Raw genomic sequence first — 18,773 nt, forward strand, 5'->3', positions numbered from 1 at the left:
AAGCGCCGTCTGTCGGCTCTGGGCCCGGGCGGTCTGTCCCGCGAGCGCGCCGGCTTCGAGGTGCGCGACGTCCACACCTCGCACTACGGCCGCATGTGCCCCATCGAGACGCCTGAAGGCCCGAACATCGGCCTGATCGGCTCGCTGGCTGCCTATGGCCGCATCAACCCCTACGGCTTCATCGAGACGCCCTACCGCCGCGTGGTGGACGGCAAGGTCACCGACGACATCGACTACCTGACCGCCGATGAGGAAGAGAACTTCACCATCGCCCAGGCCAACGACTTGTTCGACCTGGAAACCCGCGAGTTCGGCTACACCGACGAGGACGGCGTGTTCCACAAGTCCACCCGCGTTCTGGCCCGTACCACCGACACCAACGGCGTGTTCGGCGAGGCCATGGACGTGCCGCCCGAGCAGGTGGACTACATGGACGTGTCCCCGCGTCAGATGACCTCGGTGGCTACCTCGCTCATTCCGTTCCTCGAGCACGACGACGCCAACCGCGCCCTCATGGGTTCGAACATGCAGCGTCAGGCCGTGCCGCTGCTGCGCCCCTCGGCGCCGCTGGTGGGTACCGGCATCGAGCACCGCATTGCCGTCGACTCCGGCGAGATCCTTGTGGCCCAGCGCCCCGGCGTGGTGGACTACGTGGACGGCCAGACCATCATCATCCTGAACGATGACGGCGAGTACGACGAGTACCTCATTCCGAAGTTCCAGCGCTCCAACCAGTCCGGTTGCATCAACCACCGCCCCATCGTTCGCAAGGGCGACGAGGTGCAGCCCGGCGACGTGCTGGCCGACGGCCCCTCCTGCGACGGCGGCGAGCTGGCCCTGGGTCAGAACCTCATGATCGCCTACATGCCCTGGGAAGGCTACAACTACGAGGACGCTATCATCGTGTCCGAGCGCGTGGTGGCCGAGGACCTGCTTACCTCCATTCACATCTCCGAGTACGAGGTTGACGCTCGCGATACGAAGCTCGGCCCCGAGGAGATCACCCGCGAGATTCCGAACATCTCCGAGGACATGATCTCCGACCTGGACGCCGACGGCATCATCCGCGTGGGCGCCGAGGTGTTCCCGGGCGACGTGCTGGTGGGCAAGGTCACCCCGAAGGGCGAGACCGAGCTCACCGCCGAGGAGCGCCTGCTGCGCGCCATCTTCGGCGAGAAGGCCCGCGAGGTGCGCGATACGTCGCTGAAGGTGCCCCACGGCTCCGGCGGCCGCGTCATCGGCATCTACCGCACCTCCCGCGAGAACGGCGACGATCTGGCCCCCGGCGTGAACGAGCTCGTGCGCATCTACGTGGCTCAGAAGCGTAAGGTCCAGCAGGGCGACAAGCTGTCCGGTCGTCACGGCAACAAGGGTGTTATCTCCCGCGTGCTGCCCGTGGAGGACATGCCCTACCTGGCCGACGGTACCCCCATCGACGTTATCCTGAACCCCCTGGGCGTGCCTTCCCGTATGAACGTGGGCCAGCTGCTTGAGAACCACCTGGGCTGGGCCGCGAAGTGGGGCTGGTCCGACGCCGAGGACACCACCGAGGTCGTCGAGGGCCCCATCCACGTGGCCACGCCCGTGTTCGACGGTGCCACCGAGGAGGAAATCTCCGACGCCATCGTGAAGGCCAACCGCAACCTCATCAACATCAACCATGCCAAGTACGGCGACATGGCCCGCGACGAGCTGGTGCCCCAGCTCACTCCCACCGGCAAGACGTGGCTGTACGACGGCCGCACCGGCGAGAAGTTCCGCGAGCCCATCACCGTCGGCCAGACCTACATCCTGAAGCTGGGCCACATGGTGGACGACAAGATCCACGCCCGCTCGACCGGCCCCTACAGCCTCATCACCCAGCAGCCGCTGGGCGGCAAGGCTCAGTTCGGCGGCCAGCGCTTCGGCGAGATGGAGGTGTGGGCTCTGTACGCCTACGGCGCCTCCAACGTGCTGCAGGAGATCCTCACGGTGAAGTCCGACGACACCTCGGGCCGTGTGAAGAGCTACGAGGCCATCGTGAAGGGCGAGAACATCCCCGCCCCCGAGGTGCCCGAGTCCTTCAAGGTGCTGGTGAAGGAAATGAAGTCGCTGTGCCTGAACATCGAGCTGGAGGGCCACGACATGCAGCCCATCAGCGAGGATGAGCATGACGATATCGACGTGGACCAGGCGCTGTACGCCGCCCTGGCCGCGGATGCCAAGAAGACCGAAGACGAAGAGGCCAACGCCATCGACGCCATTGCCGCCGAGCTGGGCGATCTGATGAGCGGTCTTGAGTCCGACCTGAACACCGATCTCATCGGTGGCGGAGAGGAGGCCTAAGCATGACGGAATTCGACGTCAATAACTTCGATGCCCTGCGCATTTCGCTCGCTTCCGCCGAGGACGTGCGCGGTTGGTCCCGTGGCGAGGTAAAGAAGCCCGAGACCATCAACTACCGTACCCTGAAGCCCGAGAAGGACGGCCTGTACTGCGAGAAGATCTTCGGTCCCACCAAGGACTGGGAGTGCGCCTGCGGCAAGTACAAGCGCGTGCGCTTCAAGGGCATCGTCTGCGAGCGCTGCGGCGTCGAGGTCACGCGCTCCAAGGTGCGCCGCGAGCGCATGGGCCACATCGAGCTGGCCGCGCCCGTGTCTCACATCTGGTACTTCAAGGGTTCGCCCTCGCGCCTGGGCTATCTGCTGGATATTCCGCCGAAGGAGCTTGAAAAGGTCCTGTACTTCGCCAGCTCCATCATCACTTCGGTGGACAAGGAGGCCCGCGAGGAGGACATCGACGACCTGCGCGACGAGCTGGCCGCCGACCTGGAGGAGCTGGACGCCGAGCGCGACCGTCTCATCGAGGCCACCCGCAAGCTGTCCACCGACTACGTGCCGGAAGAGGACGACTTCGTGGACGATCTGGACGACGACGAGCGTCTGACCCCCGAAGAGGTGGACGAGGAAATCGCCGACATCTACGAGGAGTTCAACGAGCGCAAGGCCCTGCGCCAGGACGCCTTCGACGCCTTCCTGAAGATCGAGCCGAAGCAGCTGGTGCCCGACGAGGCCCTGTATCGCGAGATGCGCGCCAACTACCGCGACTACTTCACCGGCGGCATGGGTGCCGAGTCGGTGCGCGACCTGCTGGACGCCATCGACCTGGAGGCCACGTCCGAGGAGCTGCGCGAGGTCATTGCCACGGGCAAGGGCCAGAAGCGCGCCAAGGCCGTGAAGCGCCTGAAGGTGGTCGACGCCTTCCTGAAGTCCGACAACAAGCCCTCCGGCATGATCCTCGACGTCATCCCGGTTATCCCGCCCGATCTGCGCCCCATGGTGCAGCTGGACGGCGGCCGCTTCGCCACGTCGGATTTGAACGACCTGTACCGTCGCGTCATCAACCGCAACAACCGTCTGAAGCGCCTGCTCGACCTCGGTGCCCCCGAGATCATCGTGAACAACGAGAAGCGCATGCTGCAGGAGGCCGTGGACTCGCTCTTCGACAACGGCCGTCGCGGCCGTCCCGTCACGGGCCCGGGCAACCGTCCGCTGAAGTCCATCTCCGACATGCTCAAGGGCAAGCAGGGCCGCTTCCGTCAGAACCTGCTGGGCAAGCGCGTCGACTATTCCGGCCGTTCGGTAATCGTTGTGGGCCCGCAGCTGAAGCTGCACCAGTGCGGTCTACCCTCCCAGATGGCCCTGGAGCTGTTTAAGCCCTTCGTCATGAAGCGCCTGGTCGAGCTCGAGTACGCCGCCAACATCAAGGCCGCTAAGCGCGCCGTGGATCGTGGCGCCAGCTACGTGTGGGACGTGCTGGAAGAGGTCATCGCCGAGCATCCCGTGCTGCTGAACCGCGCCCCAACCCTGCACCGTCTGGGCATCCAGGCCTTCGAGCCGGTGCTGGTCGAGGGTAAGGCCATCAAGCTGCATCCGCTGGTCTGCACCGCCTTCAACGCCGACTTCGACGGCGACCAGATGGCCGTGCACGTGCCCCTGGGCGCCGAGGCTCAGGCCGAGGCCCGCGTGCTCATGCTGTCCTCCAACAACATCAAGTCTCCCGCCCATGGCCACCCGCTGACCGTGCCGACCCAGGACATGATCATCGGCCTGTACTACCTGACGGCCGTGCGCGATGGCTTCCCGGGCGAGGGCCGTGTGTTCATCGATCCGGAAGACGCTCAGAACGCCTACGACGCCCGTGCCGATCTTGACCTGCAGGCCAAGATCCAGGTGCGTCTGCCGCGCGACATGAAGGTGGCCACCGCCTTCGGCGAGTTCGAGGATCACAAGGCCGGCGAGCGCATCGAGACCTCCGTGGGCCGCATCATCTTCAACGACGTGCTGCCCGACGACTACCCCTTCTTGAACTACGAAATGAACAAGAAGGAGATCAGCCGCCTGGTGGAGGACGTTACCAACACCTACGAACTGTCCGAGGTGCCGCCCATTCTGGACGGTCTGAAGGACGCTGGCTTCCACTACGCCACCCGCGCCGGCGTGACCGTTTCGGTGTACGACGCCACCATCCCGCCCTCCAAGCCGGCCATTCTGGCCCAGGCCGACGAGCGCGTGGCCGCTATCGATGACGACTACGAGATGGGCCTTATGTCCAACGAGGAGCGTCACAAGCAGGTCGTCGACATCTGGAACGACGCCAACGAAGAGGTCGGCGAGGCCATGGCCGAGAACTTCGACAAGTTCAACCCCATCTACATGATGGCGTTCTCCGGTGCTCGAGGCAACATCAAGCAGATTCGCCAGCTGGCCGGTATGCGCGGCCTGATGTCCGACCCGAAGGGCGAGATCATCGACCGTCCTATTAAGGCTAACTTCCGCGAGGGCCTGTCCGTACTGGAGTACTTCATCTCCACCCACGGCGCCCGTAAGGGTCTGGCTGACACCGCTCTGCGTACCGCCGACTCGGGTTACCTGACCCGTCGTCTGGTGGACGTGGCCCAGGACGTCATCATCCGCGAGATCGACTGCGGCACCACCGAGGGCGTGCCCTACCACGTGCGCAACGAGAAGAACGAAGTGGACGAGAACCTGATCGGCCGCTGCCTTCTGGAGGACGTGGTGGATCCCGAGACCGGCGAGATTCTGGCCGACGCGGGCACCTACCTGCACTCCATGGCCCAGCTGCGCCAGCTGGATGCCGCGGGTATCGAGCAGGTGGTCATCCGCACCATCATGACCTGCCACGCCGAGCACGGCGTGTGCCAGAAGTGCTACGGCTGGGATCTGGCCACGGCCCGTCCGGTGAACATCGGCACGGCGGTGGGCATCATCGCCGCCCAGTCCATTGGCGAGCCCGGCACCCAGCTGACCATGCGTACGTTCCACACCGGCGGCGTTGCCGGCGAGGACATCACCCACGGTCTGCCTCGTGTTCAGGAGCTGTTCGAGGCCCGCAAGCCCAAGGGCCAGGCGGTGCTGGCGGAAATCTCCGGTACCATGCAGGTGACGGGCGACAAGATGTCCAAGACCATCACCATCCACGACCAGGAGGGCAACTACCGCGAGTACGTGGTCAGCGCCCGTGCCCAGCTGCTGCCGGGCATCTATGACGGGTGCGAGGTACGCGTGGGCCAGCAGCTCACCAAGGGTTCGGTGAACCCCCACGACCTGCTGCGTCTGACCGACCCCAACACCACGCTGCGCTACATCGTGGGCCAGGTCCAGGACGTGTACGTGTCCCAGGGCGTGGACATCAACGACAAGCACATCGAGGTCATCGCGCGCCAGATGCTGCGCAAGGTGGCCGTCATTGATGCAGGCGACTCCGACTTCCTGCCGGGTCGTCAGGTGAACCGCTTCGAGTTCGAGAAGGTGGCCAACGAGCTGATCGCCGAGGGCAAGGAGCCCCCGGTGGGCCAGCCGCTGCTGCTGGGCATCACCAAGGCCTCGCTGGCGACGGATTCGTGGCTGTCCGCCGCGTCGTTCCAGGAGACCACCAAGGTGCTGACCGACGCCGCCATCGAGGGCAAGACCGACTATCTGGCCGGCCTCAAGGAGAACGTCATCATCGGCAAGCCCATCCCGGCCGGTACCGGCCTCAAGCGCTACCGTGACGTGCGCCTGACCTACAAGGGTCGTCCGGTGGAGCGCGTCAACGGCGACTCGCTGCCCGACTTCGCGCCGGACGCCCTGCGCGAGATCGAGGAGCTGCTGCCCCAGCCCCAGGATTGGTCGCTCGATACCGACGGCTACTTCAACTCCACGGGCTCCTTCGGCGGCTACTACAGCGCCCTGTCCGGCCACCGCGGCCACAACCTGTCCGACGAGGATGCTCGCCTGTACATTTACGACGATCTGGGCGTGTCCCAGCGTTGGGCGAACAAGTTCTCCGAGGCGGGTATCGAGACCGTGGCCGACCTGCTCGGTCACACCGAGGAAGACCTGCTGCGCATCGAGGGCATCGGCGTGAAGGCCATCGAGGAGCTGAAGGAAGGCCTGGAGGCCCGCGATCTCATGCATGTGATCGAGGACGACCTGGCTGCCTCTTCGGACGACATGAGCCAGCTGCTCGACATGGTGTTCTCGCCTGATGACACCATCCTCATCGGTGGCGACGAGCCGCCGACGTTCAACACCGACGGCGAGGAGATGCTCGGCGAGGCTCTGCCGCCGCGCTCCTACCAGCGCAACCTGGAAGAGCTCGACGCTCTGCTGGGCTCCGTGGGCTCGCTGGGCGGTTTGGGCTTCGGCGTGACCAGCGCCGAGGACGAGGCTGCCAGCAACGCCGCCATGGAGGACGGCGAAGAGTAACGTTGTTCCGCCCGCCCTGTGGGGCGGACAACCCGATGCGTCACCCAGAAAGGGGCGGTCCTGCGACCGCCCCTTTTTCGTGCCTGGGGAAGCTCTGGGGAAACGGGCGCGCCGCAGGGGAACGGCTCAGAATGCGGTACACTAGGGCGCAACGTCAACGCAGAGCGAAAGCGAACTTCATGACCAAGAAAATCTATGTGCCCGAGGGCCAGGAGGCTCCTGCGTCCCAGATCGGCATGTCTCTTGAGGTGCTGGCTGCCACCATTGCCGCACGCCGCGAGGCAGGGGAGGAAAGCTATACCTACCGGCTGCTTACGGCGTCGCCTGACAAGGTGCTCAAGAAGCTGATGGAGGAGTCGGGGGAAGTGGCCTTGGCGGCCAAGGATGTGGAAAGCTGGGCTACCTCTTCCGTGGCGGCGGCTCTTGCCTTCGAAAGCGGCGCGGGCCGTCCCGTGGAGCCCGATGAGCTTTCCGTGCAGCTTCCGCCGGAGTACGACGAGGCTGTGAACCACCTGCGCTATGAGGCGGCTGATGTGGTGTACCACCTGATGGTGGTGCTCGAGCGCTACGGCATTTCGATGGACGAGCTGGCGGCCGAAATGAACGCTCGCATGGCCGAGGATGAGATCGCCCTTCACGAGGGCATGGTGCGCCTGAAGCCAGAGCAGGTGAATCGCGGCAAGTAGCTGCTGCAGCACTGCCGTCCGGGGAGGCGTGGCGCAGCCATGGCCCCGCGACGGCATCCCTGTTTGATCCCGTTGAGGCTGACGAAAGAAAAGGATACGACTATGGCCCGACTGTTTGGAACCGACGGCGTTCGCGGCGTCGCCAATGTGGAATTGACCTGCGAGCTGGCCTATCGCCTGGGGCAGGCGGCCGCTACGTTTTTGGGAAAGTCCATTGTGGTGGGACGCGACACGCGCCTCTCCGGCGATATGCTGGAGGCCGCTCTGGTGGCCGGCATTACCAGCGCGGGCGGCACGGCACTGCTGGCCGGCGTCATCCCCACGCCGGGCGTGGCGCTGCTGGTGCGCGAGATGAAAGCTGCTGGCGGCGCTGTTATTTCCGCTTCGCATAACCCGCCCGAGTACAACGGCATCAAGTTGTTTGACGCTCAGGGCTTCAAGCTGCCCGATGCGGTAGAGGACAACATCGAGGCGTTCATCGCGGCGGGCGGCCTTGAGGGCCAAGTGGAAAGCGCCCGTGTTGCCGCCGATGCCGCTGCGCAGATGGCGGCTGAGGAAGGCCAACCGGCCGAGGCGGTTGGCTATGTGGCCTCCGAGATCGCCATGCCCTCGGGCGGCGCGCTTGGCGTGGCCATCCCGCTGGAGCAGGGCTGCGAAATCTACATCGATCACGTGGTGAAGTCCATTCAGGATCAGGGTATCTCCTTCGAGGGCCTGCGCATTGCCCTGGACACGGGCCATGGAGCCTCGTGCCTGACGAGCCCCGAGGCCCTGCGTCGTCTGGGTGCCGAGGTGCTGGTCATCAACGACGACTACAATGGCTGCGACATCAACGTGCAGTGCGGATCCACCCATCTGGAGCCGCTGCGCACGCTTATGGCGGAAAGCGGCGCCGATGTAGGCATTGCCCATGACGGCGATGCCGACCGCGTCATGCTTATGACCCCGGCAGGCGCTGAGGTGGACGGTGACATGGTAGAGGCCGTATGCGCCCTGGACATGATGGAGCGCGGTGTGCTGGCCGGCAATACCGTGGTGTCTACGGTTATGGCCAACTTCGGCTTCGTGCGCGCCATGAGGGCCGCGGGCATCGAAGTGGTGCAGACGAAGGTGGGCGACCGTTACGTGCTTGAGGCTATGCGCGAGCACGGCTATTCCATTGGCGGTGAGCAGTCAGGTCACATGATCATGCTCGACCACAACTCCACGGGCGATGGTCTCATGACGGCTTGCCAGTTCCTGGCGGCCGTGCTGCGCAGCGGCAAGCCGGTGGACGAGGCCATCCAGGTGATGGAGAAGATGCCCCAGACGCTTATTAACGTACGTGTGAACGACAAGCACGCCGTGGACGGCAACGAGGCTGTGTCTGCTGCCGTGGCGGCCGCTGAGGAGGCCCTCGGCAACGACGGCCGTGTGCTCCTGCGTCCCAGCGGCACCGAGCCCGTGGTGCGTGTCATGGTAGAAGCGGTAGACCCTGCCGCTGCCCAATCTCACGCCGAAGCCATCGCCGCCGTGGTGGAGGCCAACGTGTAGGGAAGATTCGCAAGTCGATGCTCTGGTGGCATCGTGCAATAACGATCGAAAGTGGGTGAGGCGAGTGATAACCTTCGAAGAAGACGCGGCGATGCAGCGCCGCTGGGCCCACGAAGAAGGCTTTCGTCAAGGCATAGAGCAGGGAGAGAATCGCTTCGGAGCATTGGTTGAAGAGCTTATCCAAGCGGGCCGTGCAGCCGAGATCGAACGAGCGGCACGCGACAGGACGTATCGCAACCAGCTGTTCGACGAGTTCAAGCTCTAGCAAAAGAAAGCGGCCCCGCAGGATATCCTGCGGGGCCGCTTGGCGTTAGTTACGGGCTTTCTCCTATCCAATACCTCCGTAGAAGATGCCCAGCACGATGACGACGGCGGTGATGCCCACGAACACGTAGCGGGTCATGAAGGTGAACCAGTTGCCCAGCGGTTTTTCGCGGCCCAGCTCCGCCTGCTGCTTCGCGAAGCCCTTGGGGCACACCCAGAAGAACATGACAGCGGCCAGGAAGGCGCCGACGGGGATGACATAGATGGAAATGACGTCCATCCAGTCGGACACGGTGGAACCGCCTTCCAGGAACAGGCCCACGGCCACGGCCGCCACGGCCACAATGCCCACCGAGGCAGCGCGGGGCAGCCCCAGTTGCGCTTGCAGAGCTTCCACGGGCGCCTCGAACAGATTCATCAGACTGGTAATGGCGGCAAATACGACCGCCACGAACAGGATGACGGCAAAGATGCTGCCGAAGGGCATTTCCTGGAACACCTGGGCCAGCGTGATGAACAGCAGCGGCGGCCCGGAGGAAACGTCGAGACCGAAGGCGAACACGCCGGGCACCACCACGCAGGCCGCCACGAGACCGGCGATGGTGTCAAAGATGGCCACGTTACGCGCGGAGGACACCACGTCGACGTCCTTCTTCAAGTAGCTGCCGTACACCAGGGTACCGCAGCCGGCCAACGACAGGCTGAAGAACGCCTGACCCAAGGCGTACACCCAGGTGGTGGGGTTCAGCAGCGCTTCCCAGCGAGGGATGAGCAGATACTCGTAGCCAGCAGCGGCGCCAGGCAGGGTGGCCACGCGAATGGCGATGATAACGAACAGCACGAAGAAGGTGGGCATGAGCACCTTGTTCACCTTCTCGATACCGCGGGACACGCCCAAGATCATGATGATGAACGTAATGGCCAGGCCCAGCAAGTGGAAGCCCACGTTGCCGAAGTCGGAGGCGATGGCGCCAAAGAAAGCGCCCATGTCCGTTTGGGCCATGAGCTCGCCGTCGAGGGAGGCTACCAGGTAATTGCAGGCCCAGCCGAGCACGACTGCGTAGCCGATGGCGATGGCCAGGGAACCGAGCGTGGGGATCAGGCCGATGATTTTGCCGATGACGCGCCCGTTCTTCACGCCGCGCATTTCCATGGCCTTGGCGAAGGCGCCCATGGGGCCGGCACCCGTGGCGCGGCCGAAGGACATCTCGCCGATAACGCCAGTGAAGCCCAGCAGCAGCACGAAGATAAGGTAGGGAATGAGGAAGGCCGCGCCGCCCAACTGGGCCACGCGGTAGGGGAACAACCAGATGTTGGCCATGCCCACGGCGCTGCCCACGCAGGCCAGAATGAAGCCAGTGCGTGAGGTCCACGAGTCGCGCTGCTTGTGCTCCTCGGGGCTGCCGCCCGTTTCGTTGCCTACTTCGATGGCGCGGGCCTCTTCGGCCACCAGGTTATCGTCGCGTACTGTCACGGTGTTCCTCCTTGAAGTCAGTTGCTCCATTCTAGCGGAAGATGGGGCCACGAGTGCTTTCGTTGCGGGGATGATGTTGTGAGGTGTCGACGGGATGATCGACAGGACGGACAAGATTGCGCTCGAAGTGCGGCTGGGGGCCGAATCTGAGGCGCCTTCAAGACGATAAAACTTGGGTTCGCCTGCGCCAGTCTGCGCTTTTAGTCTGCTAGGGGAGGAGCGCTCGACATGGCAAGTCATAAACTGGAATTTTCCGATCGCTGGATGTTCAATCGCGTCATGTGCGACGAAAATGTCTGCGTAAAAATGATTCGGGCGGTGTTAGGCATTGAAGTGGGGAGCATAGAATACGTCAATGCTGAACAGTCCTACGAGCCAGGCTATGAAAGTCGCGGGGTGCGTATGGATGTCGTTGCCAAAGCAGACGGCCGTGTCTATGACATCGAAATGCAAGTGGCGGTTGAGCCGGAGCTCGGGAGGCGCATGAGGTACTACCAGGCTATTCTTGATACGAGTGAACTTGGAAAGGGTCAGCGGTATAGCAGCCTGCCCGAAAGCTACATTGTGTTTCTCTGCCTTTTCGACCCCTACGACTTTGGGAGTCCTGTCTATAGGCTTGATAGATGCTGCCAAAACGAGCCCTCTCTGGACGTGGGAGATGGATCGCACTGGCTGGTTCTCAACGCAAGCGCTTGGCCCGAAGCATCTGATCCTGAGCTTTCCGATTTGTTAAGATATACGGCAACAGGGTGGTCAGACGGCGCACTCTCGTGCGATATCGACAAACTTGTTGATTCTTATAATCGGGATCAGGGGTGGGTGAGAAAAGTCATGTGGTTTGAAGAAGAGCTGGCCTACCGTTGCGAGCTTGAGCGGGAGCAGGGCATAAAGCAGGGGATAGAGCAGGGGGCGTCTCGCTACGCTGCTCTTGCCAAGCGCCTTGCCGAAGAAGATCGGACTCGGGACTTAATTGCCGCTGCCGATGATCCCGCATTACGTGATCGGCTGTTTGCGGAGTTCGGGCTGTAGTGCTATTCCGCGAACTTGTATCCGACGCCCCAGACGGTGAGAAGATACTGGGGCTGGCTGGCGTTGTCCTCGATCTTCTCGCGTATGCGACGGATGAATACGGTAATAGAGTTCGTGTCGATAACGCCCTCGTCGCCCCAAATGTGCTCGTAAATTTGCTGCCGGGTGTACACCTTGCCGGGGTGCGCCGCCAGAAGAGCCAATATCTCGAACTCCTTGCTGGTTAGGTCAAGCACCTCGCCGCGCTTTTCGACGCGGTACTTGTCGAAGGACACGGTGAGGTCGCCAATGGTAGTTTGGCCGCCGGTGGCTTCAGCTTGGGCGAAGGCGAGATCTCCCTTGTGCCGCCGCAAGTGTGCCTCGATGCGCAGCAACAGTTCGCTGTTATCGAAAGGTTTCACCAGGTAGTCGTCACCCCCGGCCTTGAAGCCGATGGATTTGTCCACGATGTCGCCCTTGGCCGAGAGGAAGATGATGGGCGCCCGATGGCCGCTTTTGCGCAAAGCGGTACATACGTCGTAACCGTTCATGCCCGGCATCATCACATCGAGCAGAATAAGGTCGGGCTGCTCTTGGTCCACCATGGCTAGGCCGCTGCGCCCGTCGCTGGCGCAACAGAACTCGTAGCCCTCGTCGGTGATGAGGTGCTGCAAGGCCAACTGCAGGCTCGGATCGTCGTCGAAGAGCATGATCTTATCCATGGTACCTCCTTGGAACCTAGGCGCGTGGAGGTGCGCCAGCGGGGCGATGGGCCGGGTGGGGGCCGTCGGTCTGCGCATCGTCGATGAGGGGCAGGTTGTCGGGAATGGTTACGGTGAAGGTGGAACCTTCACCTTCAGTGCTTTCCAGGGTGACGGTGCCGCCGTGCATTTCGGTCAGCTCCTTCACCAGGGCCAAGCCCAGGCCGCTTCCGCCGTAGGGGCGTGATGAGGAGTTGTCGGCCTGTACAAAGCGCTCGAAAATAGTGGCTTTACTGGCTTCGTCAATGCCGCAGCCCGTGTCGGTCACGGTGAACATGATGAGGTTCTCGCTGGCGCGGTGCTCGGCACTGAAGGTGATGGAGCCGCCGGAGGGAGTGAACTTCACGGCGTTGCTCATCAGGTTTTCGACAATGCGCCGCAGCTTCTCGGAGTCGGCTACGAACAGGGGCACCTCGCCAATGGCGTAGGTAATGGCAATGTTCTTCTGCTCGGCCAGAGGTGTAATGGTGGCTTGCAACAGCCCCACCACGTCGCCGACGTCCATCAGCTCGGGGCGGAATGTCTCGCGTCCAGCGTCAATGCGGGCCATGGCCAAGATATTGTTGATCATGGTCAGCAGGGTCTTGTGGTTCGTCTCCATCTCTTGCCACAGACGTGCCGCGTCCGCCGCATCGGCGTCGGCTCCGCGTTCCCGCAGGATGTCGGCGAAGGCCATGGAAGCTGCCAGCGGCGTGCGCAGCTCGTGGCTCATCATAGCCAGGAAGTCGCTGCGGTACTGATTTTCCTCAGTAAGCGCAGCGTTGGCCTCTTCTAGCTTGGTGCTTTGGCGTTCCAGCTCGCCGTAGGCTCGCTCCAGGGCGTCGGTGCGCTCGGCCACCAAGTCTTCCAGATGCTCGTGGGTTTCCTCCAGCTGGGCGGCCATATCATTGAAGCCATGGGACAGTACGGCCATCTCGGTGGAAGAGGCGGGAATGTCCAGGCGGGCAGAATAGGTTCCCTCCCCGATGTCCTCCATGGCTGTTTGCACCTGGGTGAGCGGGCGCGTAACCAAGTGCGATATAGCTATCGAGATGATAGAGACGCAGGCGATGATCAGCAGCAACGAAAATCCAAGGTTCAAGGAGGCGTTTTCGGCCGCGGCCTTTTCGAACACCTCAGTGGGAATGTCCATGGAAAGCGCGCCATAGATATAGCCCTCGGGCAGACCTTCGCGCGGATAGCCGGAAAGATCGATGGTGCCGGCTGGCTCGCCATGGCAGGAGAGGCAGCTTTCGTCGAGTACCATGGGCTCGGCGAAACGGAAAATGCGCTGACCGTCGACATCTTGGAAGGCATAATACTCTGTCACTGCTGGGTCGGCGCGAAAGGCGTCGATGGCCGCTTGCTCGAAAGCGTCGGGTTCGTCGGCCCGATTGCGCGGTGTGTCGCTTACGTAGCGCACCGTGTAGTCGGTGTCGCGGGAGAAGAAAGCCCCCACCGACCGTCCCGCAATGGAGCACTGGAGCCCCTTGAACTCGAAATTGCCCTCGGAATCGTAGTTGATCTTATCTTGGCTTTTGTTCATGAACTCCCAGACGGCCTCCATGTTGGCCGACAGGGCGCGGGCCTGCTGCAGCAGCTCGGCTTCTTCCAGGTTCTCGCCGCGAGAGGATTCCCAGATGACGTTGGCGCACAGGAACGCGACCACTACGGCTAGCACCAGTACGGCAATCTTTGTCCTGAGCTTAATTCTCACGGTGTTCCCCTCTTTCCCCACGGGTCAAGTCTACTCGATGAAAAGCAGAAAGCCAAAGAGGTAATTGACGAAAAGTAAATGAGTCATATAAGGTACTTACCAGGGGAAATGCCGCCGTGTAAGAATTTAGCAATATTTTGTTAGAAAGATATGAGATTTGATTTATATCCCTTTCATCGTCTCGTCGGTAATCTCGTCAGTGTTCGAGGTGCGCTGTTTCTACCCAAGAGAAGAGGAACTTTTGGGAAAGCCATGGTGACGGCGCGCCCTGCGACATCTGCACAGGGGCATGGCCTACCATGCCGCGAGGGAGATCGAGGAGGAAAACCATGGGTTATATTGACCGAGCAGCCCAGGCGCCGATGAGCCGCCGCGGGTTCGTGAAGGCCAGCGCCGCGGCCACGGCTGCCGCAGGTTTGGCGGGGGCTCTGACGGCCTGCGCTCCGAAGAGCGAGAACGCCGTCGAGCTTTCCGAGACCGGGGAGCAAAACCCCGAGGAAGGCGCTACCTGGATCCCCGTGTCCTGCTGGCTGGGCTGCGGTACCGCCGCCTGCCGCAACATGGGTTTGGTGAAGGACGGCATTGTGCTGCGCCAGAAGTCTGACGATTCCCACGAGGACAGCGTGGAGCATCCCCAGCGCCGCGGCTGTCTGCGCGGGCGCTCGCAGCGCAAGCACGTGTTCTCGGCCGACCGCATCAAGTACCCGATGAAGCGCAAGGGCTGGAGCCCCGATGCGCCCAACGGCGAGATGCGCGGCAAGGACGAATGGGAGCGCATCAGCTGGGACGAGGCCCTGCAGATCATCCACGATCAGCTGCAGAAGGCCATCGACACCTACGGTCCCGCCTCCATTCTGGCCCACGGTGAGGTGACGGGCCTGCTGAACAAGCTGGGCGGCTACACCACCTACTGGTCCACGCATTCATTCGGCTCCTATTCGCTGAGCACCCGTTTCAACGGCTACCACCATCACGGAAAGATCTGCTCGTCGGATCGTCTTTCCATGGCCAAGGCCGAGACGGTGGTTATGTTCGGCGTAAATCCGGCATGGTCGGGCTGCGGAACTCAGTCCTGGTATTGGGAGCAGGTGAAGCAGGGCGGTGCGAAGTTCATCGCCGTCGATCCGCGCTATAACGATTCCTACGCCATGTTGAACGCTGAGTGGATTCCTATTTATCCTGGTCAGGATGATGCCCTGATCCTGGGCCTGGCCTACGTGCTCATTACCGAGGACGATCCGGATTCCAACCCGCTTATCGACTGGGACTTCCTGTCCCGCTGCACCATCGGCTTCGACGCTGACTCCATGCCCGAGGGCGCCGATCCGAAGCGCAACTTCAAGGATTACGTGTTGGGCACCTACGACAAGACGCCGAAGACGCCCGAGTGGGCCTCGAAGCTGTGCGGCGTGTCGCCAGAGCAGATTCATGACCTGGCTTATGAGCTGAAGCCCGAGAAGCGCGTGTCCATCGTTACCTCTTGGGCGCCGTCCCGTCGCCACGACACTGACCATCTTTCCCAGATGTTCATGACCCTCGGCTCCATGACCGGCCACTTCGGCAAAGAGGGCCACATGTGCGGCATCAGCTGCGACGCCATGACCTGCGACGGCGGCGAGCGTCTCTTCTCGACGGGCGGTTCGGGCAACCCCGATATCGAGAATGCCCTGGACGAGTGCATCAATACTGGCGAGCTGTGGGAGTCGATTCTCAAAGGCGAGTACACCTTCAACGGCCGCATGCCCGGCTACGGTTTCGACAACCTGAACCCCATCGCCGAGAAGCGCTCCTGCGATATCCACGTCATCTATGCCACGGGCATTGGCTGGCTGGGTTCCAACGAGAATATCGACAAGGGCATCGAGGTGTTCCGCAAGGTCGATTTCGTGGTGGCCCATGCTTGGGCGCCGAACCCGCCTTCCATCTACGCTGATATCGTGCTGCCCGTTACTACGCCGTGGGAGCGCGCTGGCCGCATCTCGGCCGACGGCGGTCGCGACACTATTACGCTGGCTCAGCCGGTGTGCGATCCGCTCTACGAGGCCCGCAGCGATCAGGACGTGGTGCGCGGCCTGGCCCCGCTGTTCGGCTTCAAGGAGGAGGACTTCTACTGCGGCAGCGAGAAGCAGCAGCTGTTCAACCAGATCGCCGGCTCCACCGTGTTCGATCCGGCCGACGGCGTGACCCCCATTCCGCTGGTCACTATTACCGAGGACGACATCGCTGAGTGGGGCGTTGAAGGCACTCCGCAGGAGGGTCAGGTTGCCCTGAAGGAGTTCTGGGAGACCGGCGTGGTGACCGTGCATCGCACCGACGGTGATGCCTACACCCACATTCCCTTCAAGGCGTTCCGCGAGGACCCCGAGGCCAATCCCTCCGAGAATTCCGAGAGCGGCAAGTTCGAGATCTACTCGCAGAAGATGGGCGAGACGCTGTCGGCTATGGGCTACGGCGAGGTGGACCCGCTGTGCGTCTACAAGGAAAAGGCCATGGGCTACGAGGCCACCTTCTCCGACTTCGAGAAGGGCGAGAAAGGCGAGTACCCCTTCCAGGTGTTCTGCCTGAAGACTCTGCGCGACGTGGCTTCCACCATGGACAACGTGCCGCAGCTGCGCGAGACCATCAAGAACCCCGTCATCATGGCCGCGGCCGACGCCAAGGAGCTGGGCATCCAGACCGGCGATGCCGTGAAGGTGACGAGCCCCACCGGCGCGATTGTGCGCAAGGTGTCGGTTACCTCTCGCCAGATGCCCGGCACCCTGGTAGTGCCGTGGGGCGGTTGGTACGAGTACGACGAGGCGGCCCAGGCCGATATCGGCGGCGCCTCCAACACGCTGACCGGCGGTGTCGTAACCGGTCAGGGCACGTCGGGCTACAACAGTGTTATCGCCAAGGTGGAGAAGTACACCGGCGACATCGTGGACGACGTGGAGAAGGCCCCCGTTGTTTTCTTCGAAGAGGATGGTGAGTAAGCCATGGCCCACAAGGGATTTTATTTCAACATGGACGCCTGCGTCGGGTGCCGCACCTGCCAGGTGGCCTGCAAGGACAAGAACGATCTGCCCATCGGCACGATCTACCGCAAAGTGGACAGCTTTGAGACTGGCGAGTTTCCCACGTCGCTGCTGTACCACCTGACCCACACCTGCAACCACTGCGAGAGCCCTGCCTGCGTGGCCAACTGCCCCACCGGCGCCATGTACATTGACGAGGAGGACGGCACCACCCAGCACGATGACGAGGTGTGCATCGGCTGCGAGACCTGCGTGAAGTCCTGTCCCTACGAGGTGCCGCAATATCGCCCCGAGCTGAAGATCGTGGGCAAGTGCGACGCCTGCCTGAGCCTGCGCAAGAACGGCGAGGAGAACCAGTGCGTGGCGGCCTGCCCCATGCGCGCCTTGGAGTTTGGCGATGTGGACGAGCTGCGCGCGGCCCATCCCGATGCCGTCGACAAGATTGCCGTGCTGCCTACGCCGGATACGAAGCCGTCGCTGGCCATCGACCCGAAGCCGGCAGCGCTGGAAGAGGACTGGTTCAGCGTTCTCGTGTAACTATTTCTCATGCGCCCGCGACGCTTCTCCCTCCCTGGCGTCGCGGGCGCGCTTTTCGAAGGGGTGTGCCGATGCATGCACGAGCCGAGGACTGAGAGGCATGGGTCGGAAGAGGTTTTGAGAGAGGAAGGAACAGGGGCCATGGAAGAGAAGAAGGCACAGCGCGAGGCCGTGGCGGCTCTGCTGAGTGGCCGCGCCGCGGTATATGCACTGCTGGCGCGCCTGTGGGCCGATCCGCTCGACGAGGCCGCGCTTCAGGCGTTGGTCGCCTCCGATTGGGACGAGGTGCTCCCCTTGCTCGATGACGAGGCCATGACGCTTGTCCGCGGCCATGCTGCGGTAGCAGCGGTGGCCCAACAGCAGGGATTGGCAGAGAGCCAGCGCTCGTTCAACTGGTGCTTCATCGGTATTGGCACGCGGGTAGCCCCCTGGGAGTCGGTCTATGTTGGGACCGACCGCCTGATCATGCAGCCGTCGACCTTGGCGGTGCGCGAAGCCTATGCCCGGGCTGGTTTTGCGGCGCGCAACAAAGGAGCCGAGCCCGACGACCACGTGGCTACCGAGTGCGACTTCATGGCGAAGCTGGCAGCTCGCGCCCAAGAGTCATTCAGGGCCGAGGATGCTGCCGCGTGCGAAGAAGCACTAGCGGCATCCCGCGAATTCCTGAAGGAGCACCTTGCACGCTGGGCTGATGACTTCGCTGCGGCCTTTTCCGAGGAAGTTGCCAAGGCGACCGCCGAGGAGCCGAGCCCTCTGGCCGATCAAGCAGGGGCGTTTTACGGTGCCGTTGCCGCCTTCGCTCGTGACTTTTACCAGGCTGATTTAACACTGCTTGACGAGCTCGTGTCGGCTGGTGTGCTATCATAGTCCCAGCTTGAATACATAGCCTGCCGCCGGGTAGGCGTTAAGCGCTCAGAGGATGGACATCGTTAGGCCTTTGAAGATGTCCGCCCCCTGGGCGCTTTTTGTTTAATGCGCAAGGGTTCAGCGCAGGCTGGCAAGAAAGGAGACTGAGCCAGATCGGAAGAGCGTCGTGTAGGGAAAGAGTGTA

At 62.7% G+C, this 18,773-nt stretch carries 12 protein-coding genes; 9 read left to right on the forward strand and 3 right to left on the reverse strand.

The window, feature by feature from the left end; all coding sequences use genetic code 11:
* The 5 genes from QZ307_RS07770 to QZ307_RS07790 form a co-directional block, all read left to right on the forward strand.
* On the forward strand, positions 1-2,325 hold a 2,325-nt coding region (locus QZ307_RS07770; protein ID WP_295998212.1), incomplete at its 5' end, for a DNA-directed RNA polymerase subunit beta.
* Positions 2,326-2,327: 2 nt separating this feature from the next.
* Entirely contained in the window at positions 2,328-6,749 is a 4,422-nt protein-coding gene (locus QZ307_RS07775) for a DNA-directed RNA polymerase subunit beta' (RefSeq protein WP_295998215.1), read from the forward strand.
* 179 nt (positions 6,750-6,928) lie between these two features.
* Positions 6,929-7,435: a phosphoribosyl-ATP diphosphatase gene (locus QZ307_RS07780; RefSeq protein ID WP_295998218.1), complete on the forward strand. Its 507-nt coding sequence runs from the start codon at positions 6,929-6,931 to the stop codon at positions 7,433-7,435.
* 102 nt (positions 7,436-7,537) lie between these two features.
* Positions 7,538-8,968, forward strand: coding sequence for a phosphoglucosamine mutase (locus QZ307_RS07785; RefSeq protein ID WP_295998221.1), 1,431 nt, complete (start codon positions 7,538-7,540; stop codon positions 8,966-8,968).
* Between the two features lie 64 nt (positions 8,969-9,032).
* Positions 9,033-9,233, forward strand: coding sequence for a hypothetical protein (locus tag QZ307_RS07790; protein WP_295998224.1), 201 nt, complete (start codon positions 9,033-9,035; stop codon positions 9,231-9,233).
* Positions 9,234-9,296: 63 nt separating this feature from the next.
* On the opposite strand, the gene QZ307_RS07795 is transcribed toward QZ307_RS07790, so the two are convergent.
* The gene (locus QZ307_RS07795; RefSeq protein WP_295998227.1) at positions 9,297-10,706 is read right to left on the reverse strand and encodes a sodium-dependent transporter; all 1,410 of its coding nucleotides are present in this window, start codon (positions 10,704-10,706) and stop codon (positions 9,297-9,299) included.
* Between the two features lie 228 nt (positions 10,707-10,934).
* Between QZ307_RS07795 and QZ307_RS07800 the strand changes: the two genes are divergently transcribed.
* Entirely contained in the window at positions 10,935-11,735 is an 801-nt protein-coding gene (locus QZ307_RS07800) for an Rpn family recombination-promoting nuclease/putative transposase (RefSeq protein ID WP_295998230.1), read from the forward strand.
* Between the two features lie 2 nt (positions 11,736-11,737).
* Here the strand turns inward: QZ307_RS07800 and QZ307_RS07805 are convergent, their stop codons facing one another.
* Positions 11,738-12,436: a response regulator transcription factor gene (locus QZ307_RS07805; RefSeq protein ID WP_295998233.1), complete on the reverse strand. Its 699-nt coding sequence runs from the start codon at positions 12,434-12,436 to the stop codon at positions 11,738-11,740.
* Between the two features lie 16 nt (positions 12,437-12,452).
* Positions 12,453-14,171 carry an ATP-binding protein gene (locus QZ307_RS07810; protein ID WP_295998235.1) on the reverse strand — a complete coding sequence of 573 codons (1,719 nt, stop codon included), beginning with the start codon at positions 14,169-14,171 and terminating at the stop codon, positions 12,453-12,455.
* A gap of 329 nt (positions 14,172-14,500) precedes the next feature.
* Here QZ307_RS07810 and QZ307_RS07815 point away from each other — a divergent pair, with 329 nt between their 5' ends.
* From QZ307_RS07815 to QZ307_RS07825, 3 genes are all read left to right on the forward strand, one after another.
* Complete coding sequence (locus QZ307_RS07815) at positions 14,501-17,143, forward strand: molybdopterin-dependent oxidoreductase (RefSeq protein ID WP_295998238.1); 2,643 nt, start codon at positions 14,501-14,503, stop codon at positions 17,141-17,143.
* Positions 17,144-17,146: 3 nt separating this feature from the next.
* Positions 17,147-17,722 (forward strand): 4Fe-4S dicluster domain-containing protein, encoded by a 576-nt coding sequence (locus tag QZ307_RS07820; RefSeq protein ID WP_295998241.1) that lies wholly within the window; start codon positions 17,147-17,149, stop codon positions 17,720-17,722.
* Positions 17,723-17,863: 141 nt separating this feature from the next.
* Positions 17,864-18,589, forward strand: coding sequence for a molecular chaperone (locus QZ307_RS07825; protein ID WP_295998243.1), 726 nt, complete (start codon positions 17,864-17,866; stop codon positions 18,587-18,589).
* The last annotated feature ends 184 nt before the right edge of the window (positions 18,590-18,773 follow it).

It is taken from the genome of uncultured Adlercreutzia sp. (genome assembly GCA_910585575.1).
In the GTDB taxonomy this organism is placed as follows: Bacteria; Actinomycetota; Coriobacteriia; order Coriobacteriales; family Eggerthellaceae; genus Adlercreutzia.

Excerpts from the sequence above, each read along its gene's own strand:
- QZ307_RS07775 (WP_295998215.1), top strand. The coding sequence starts at position 2,328 with ATGACGGAATTCGACGTCAATAACTTCGATGCCCTGCGCATTTCGCTC.
- QZ307_RS07815 (WP_295998238.1), top strand. The coding sequence starts at position 14,501 with ATGGGTTATATTGACCGAGCAGCCCAGGCGCCGATGAGCCGCCGCGGG.
- QZ307_RS07785 (WP_295998221.1), top strand. The coding sequence starts at position 7,538 with ATGGCCCGACTGTTTGGAACCGACGGCGTTCGCGGCGTCGCCAATGTG.
- QZ307_RS07820 (WP_295998241.1), top strand. The coding sequence starts at position 17,147 with ATGGCCCACAAGGGATTTTATTTCAACATGGACGCCTGCGTCGGGTGC.
- QZ307_RS07800 (WP_295998230.1), top strand. The coding sequence starts at position 10,935 with ATGGCAAGTCATAAACTGGAATTTTCCGATCGCTGGATGTTCAATCGC.
- QZ307_RS07780 (WP_295998218.1), top strand. The coding sequence starts at position 6,929 with ATGACCAAGAAAATCTATGTGCCCGAGGGCCAGGAGGCTCCTGCGTCC.
- QZ307_RS07805 (WP_295998233.1), bottom strand. The coding sequence starts at position 12,436 with ATGGATAAGATCATGCTCTTCGACGACGATCCGAGCCTGCAGTTGGCC.
- QZ307_RS07825 (WP_295998243.1), top strand. The coding sequence starts at position 17,864 with ATGGAAGAGAAGAAGGCACAGCGCGAGGCCGTGGCGGCTCTGCTGAGT.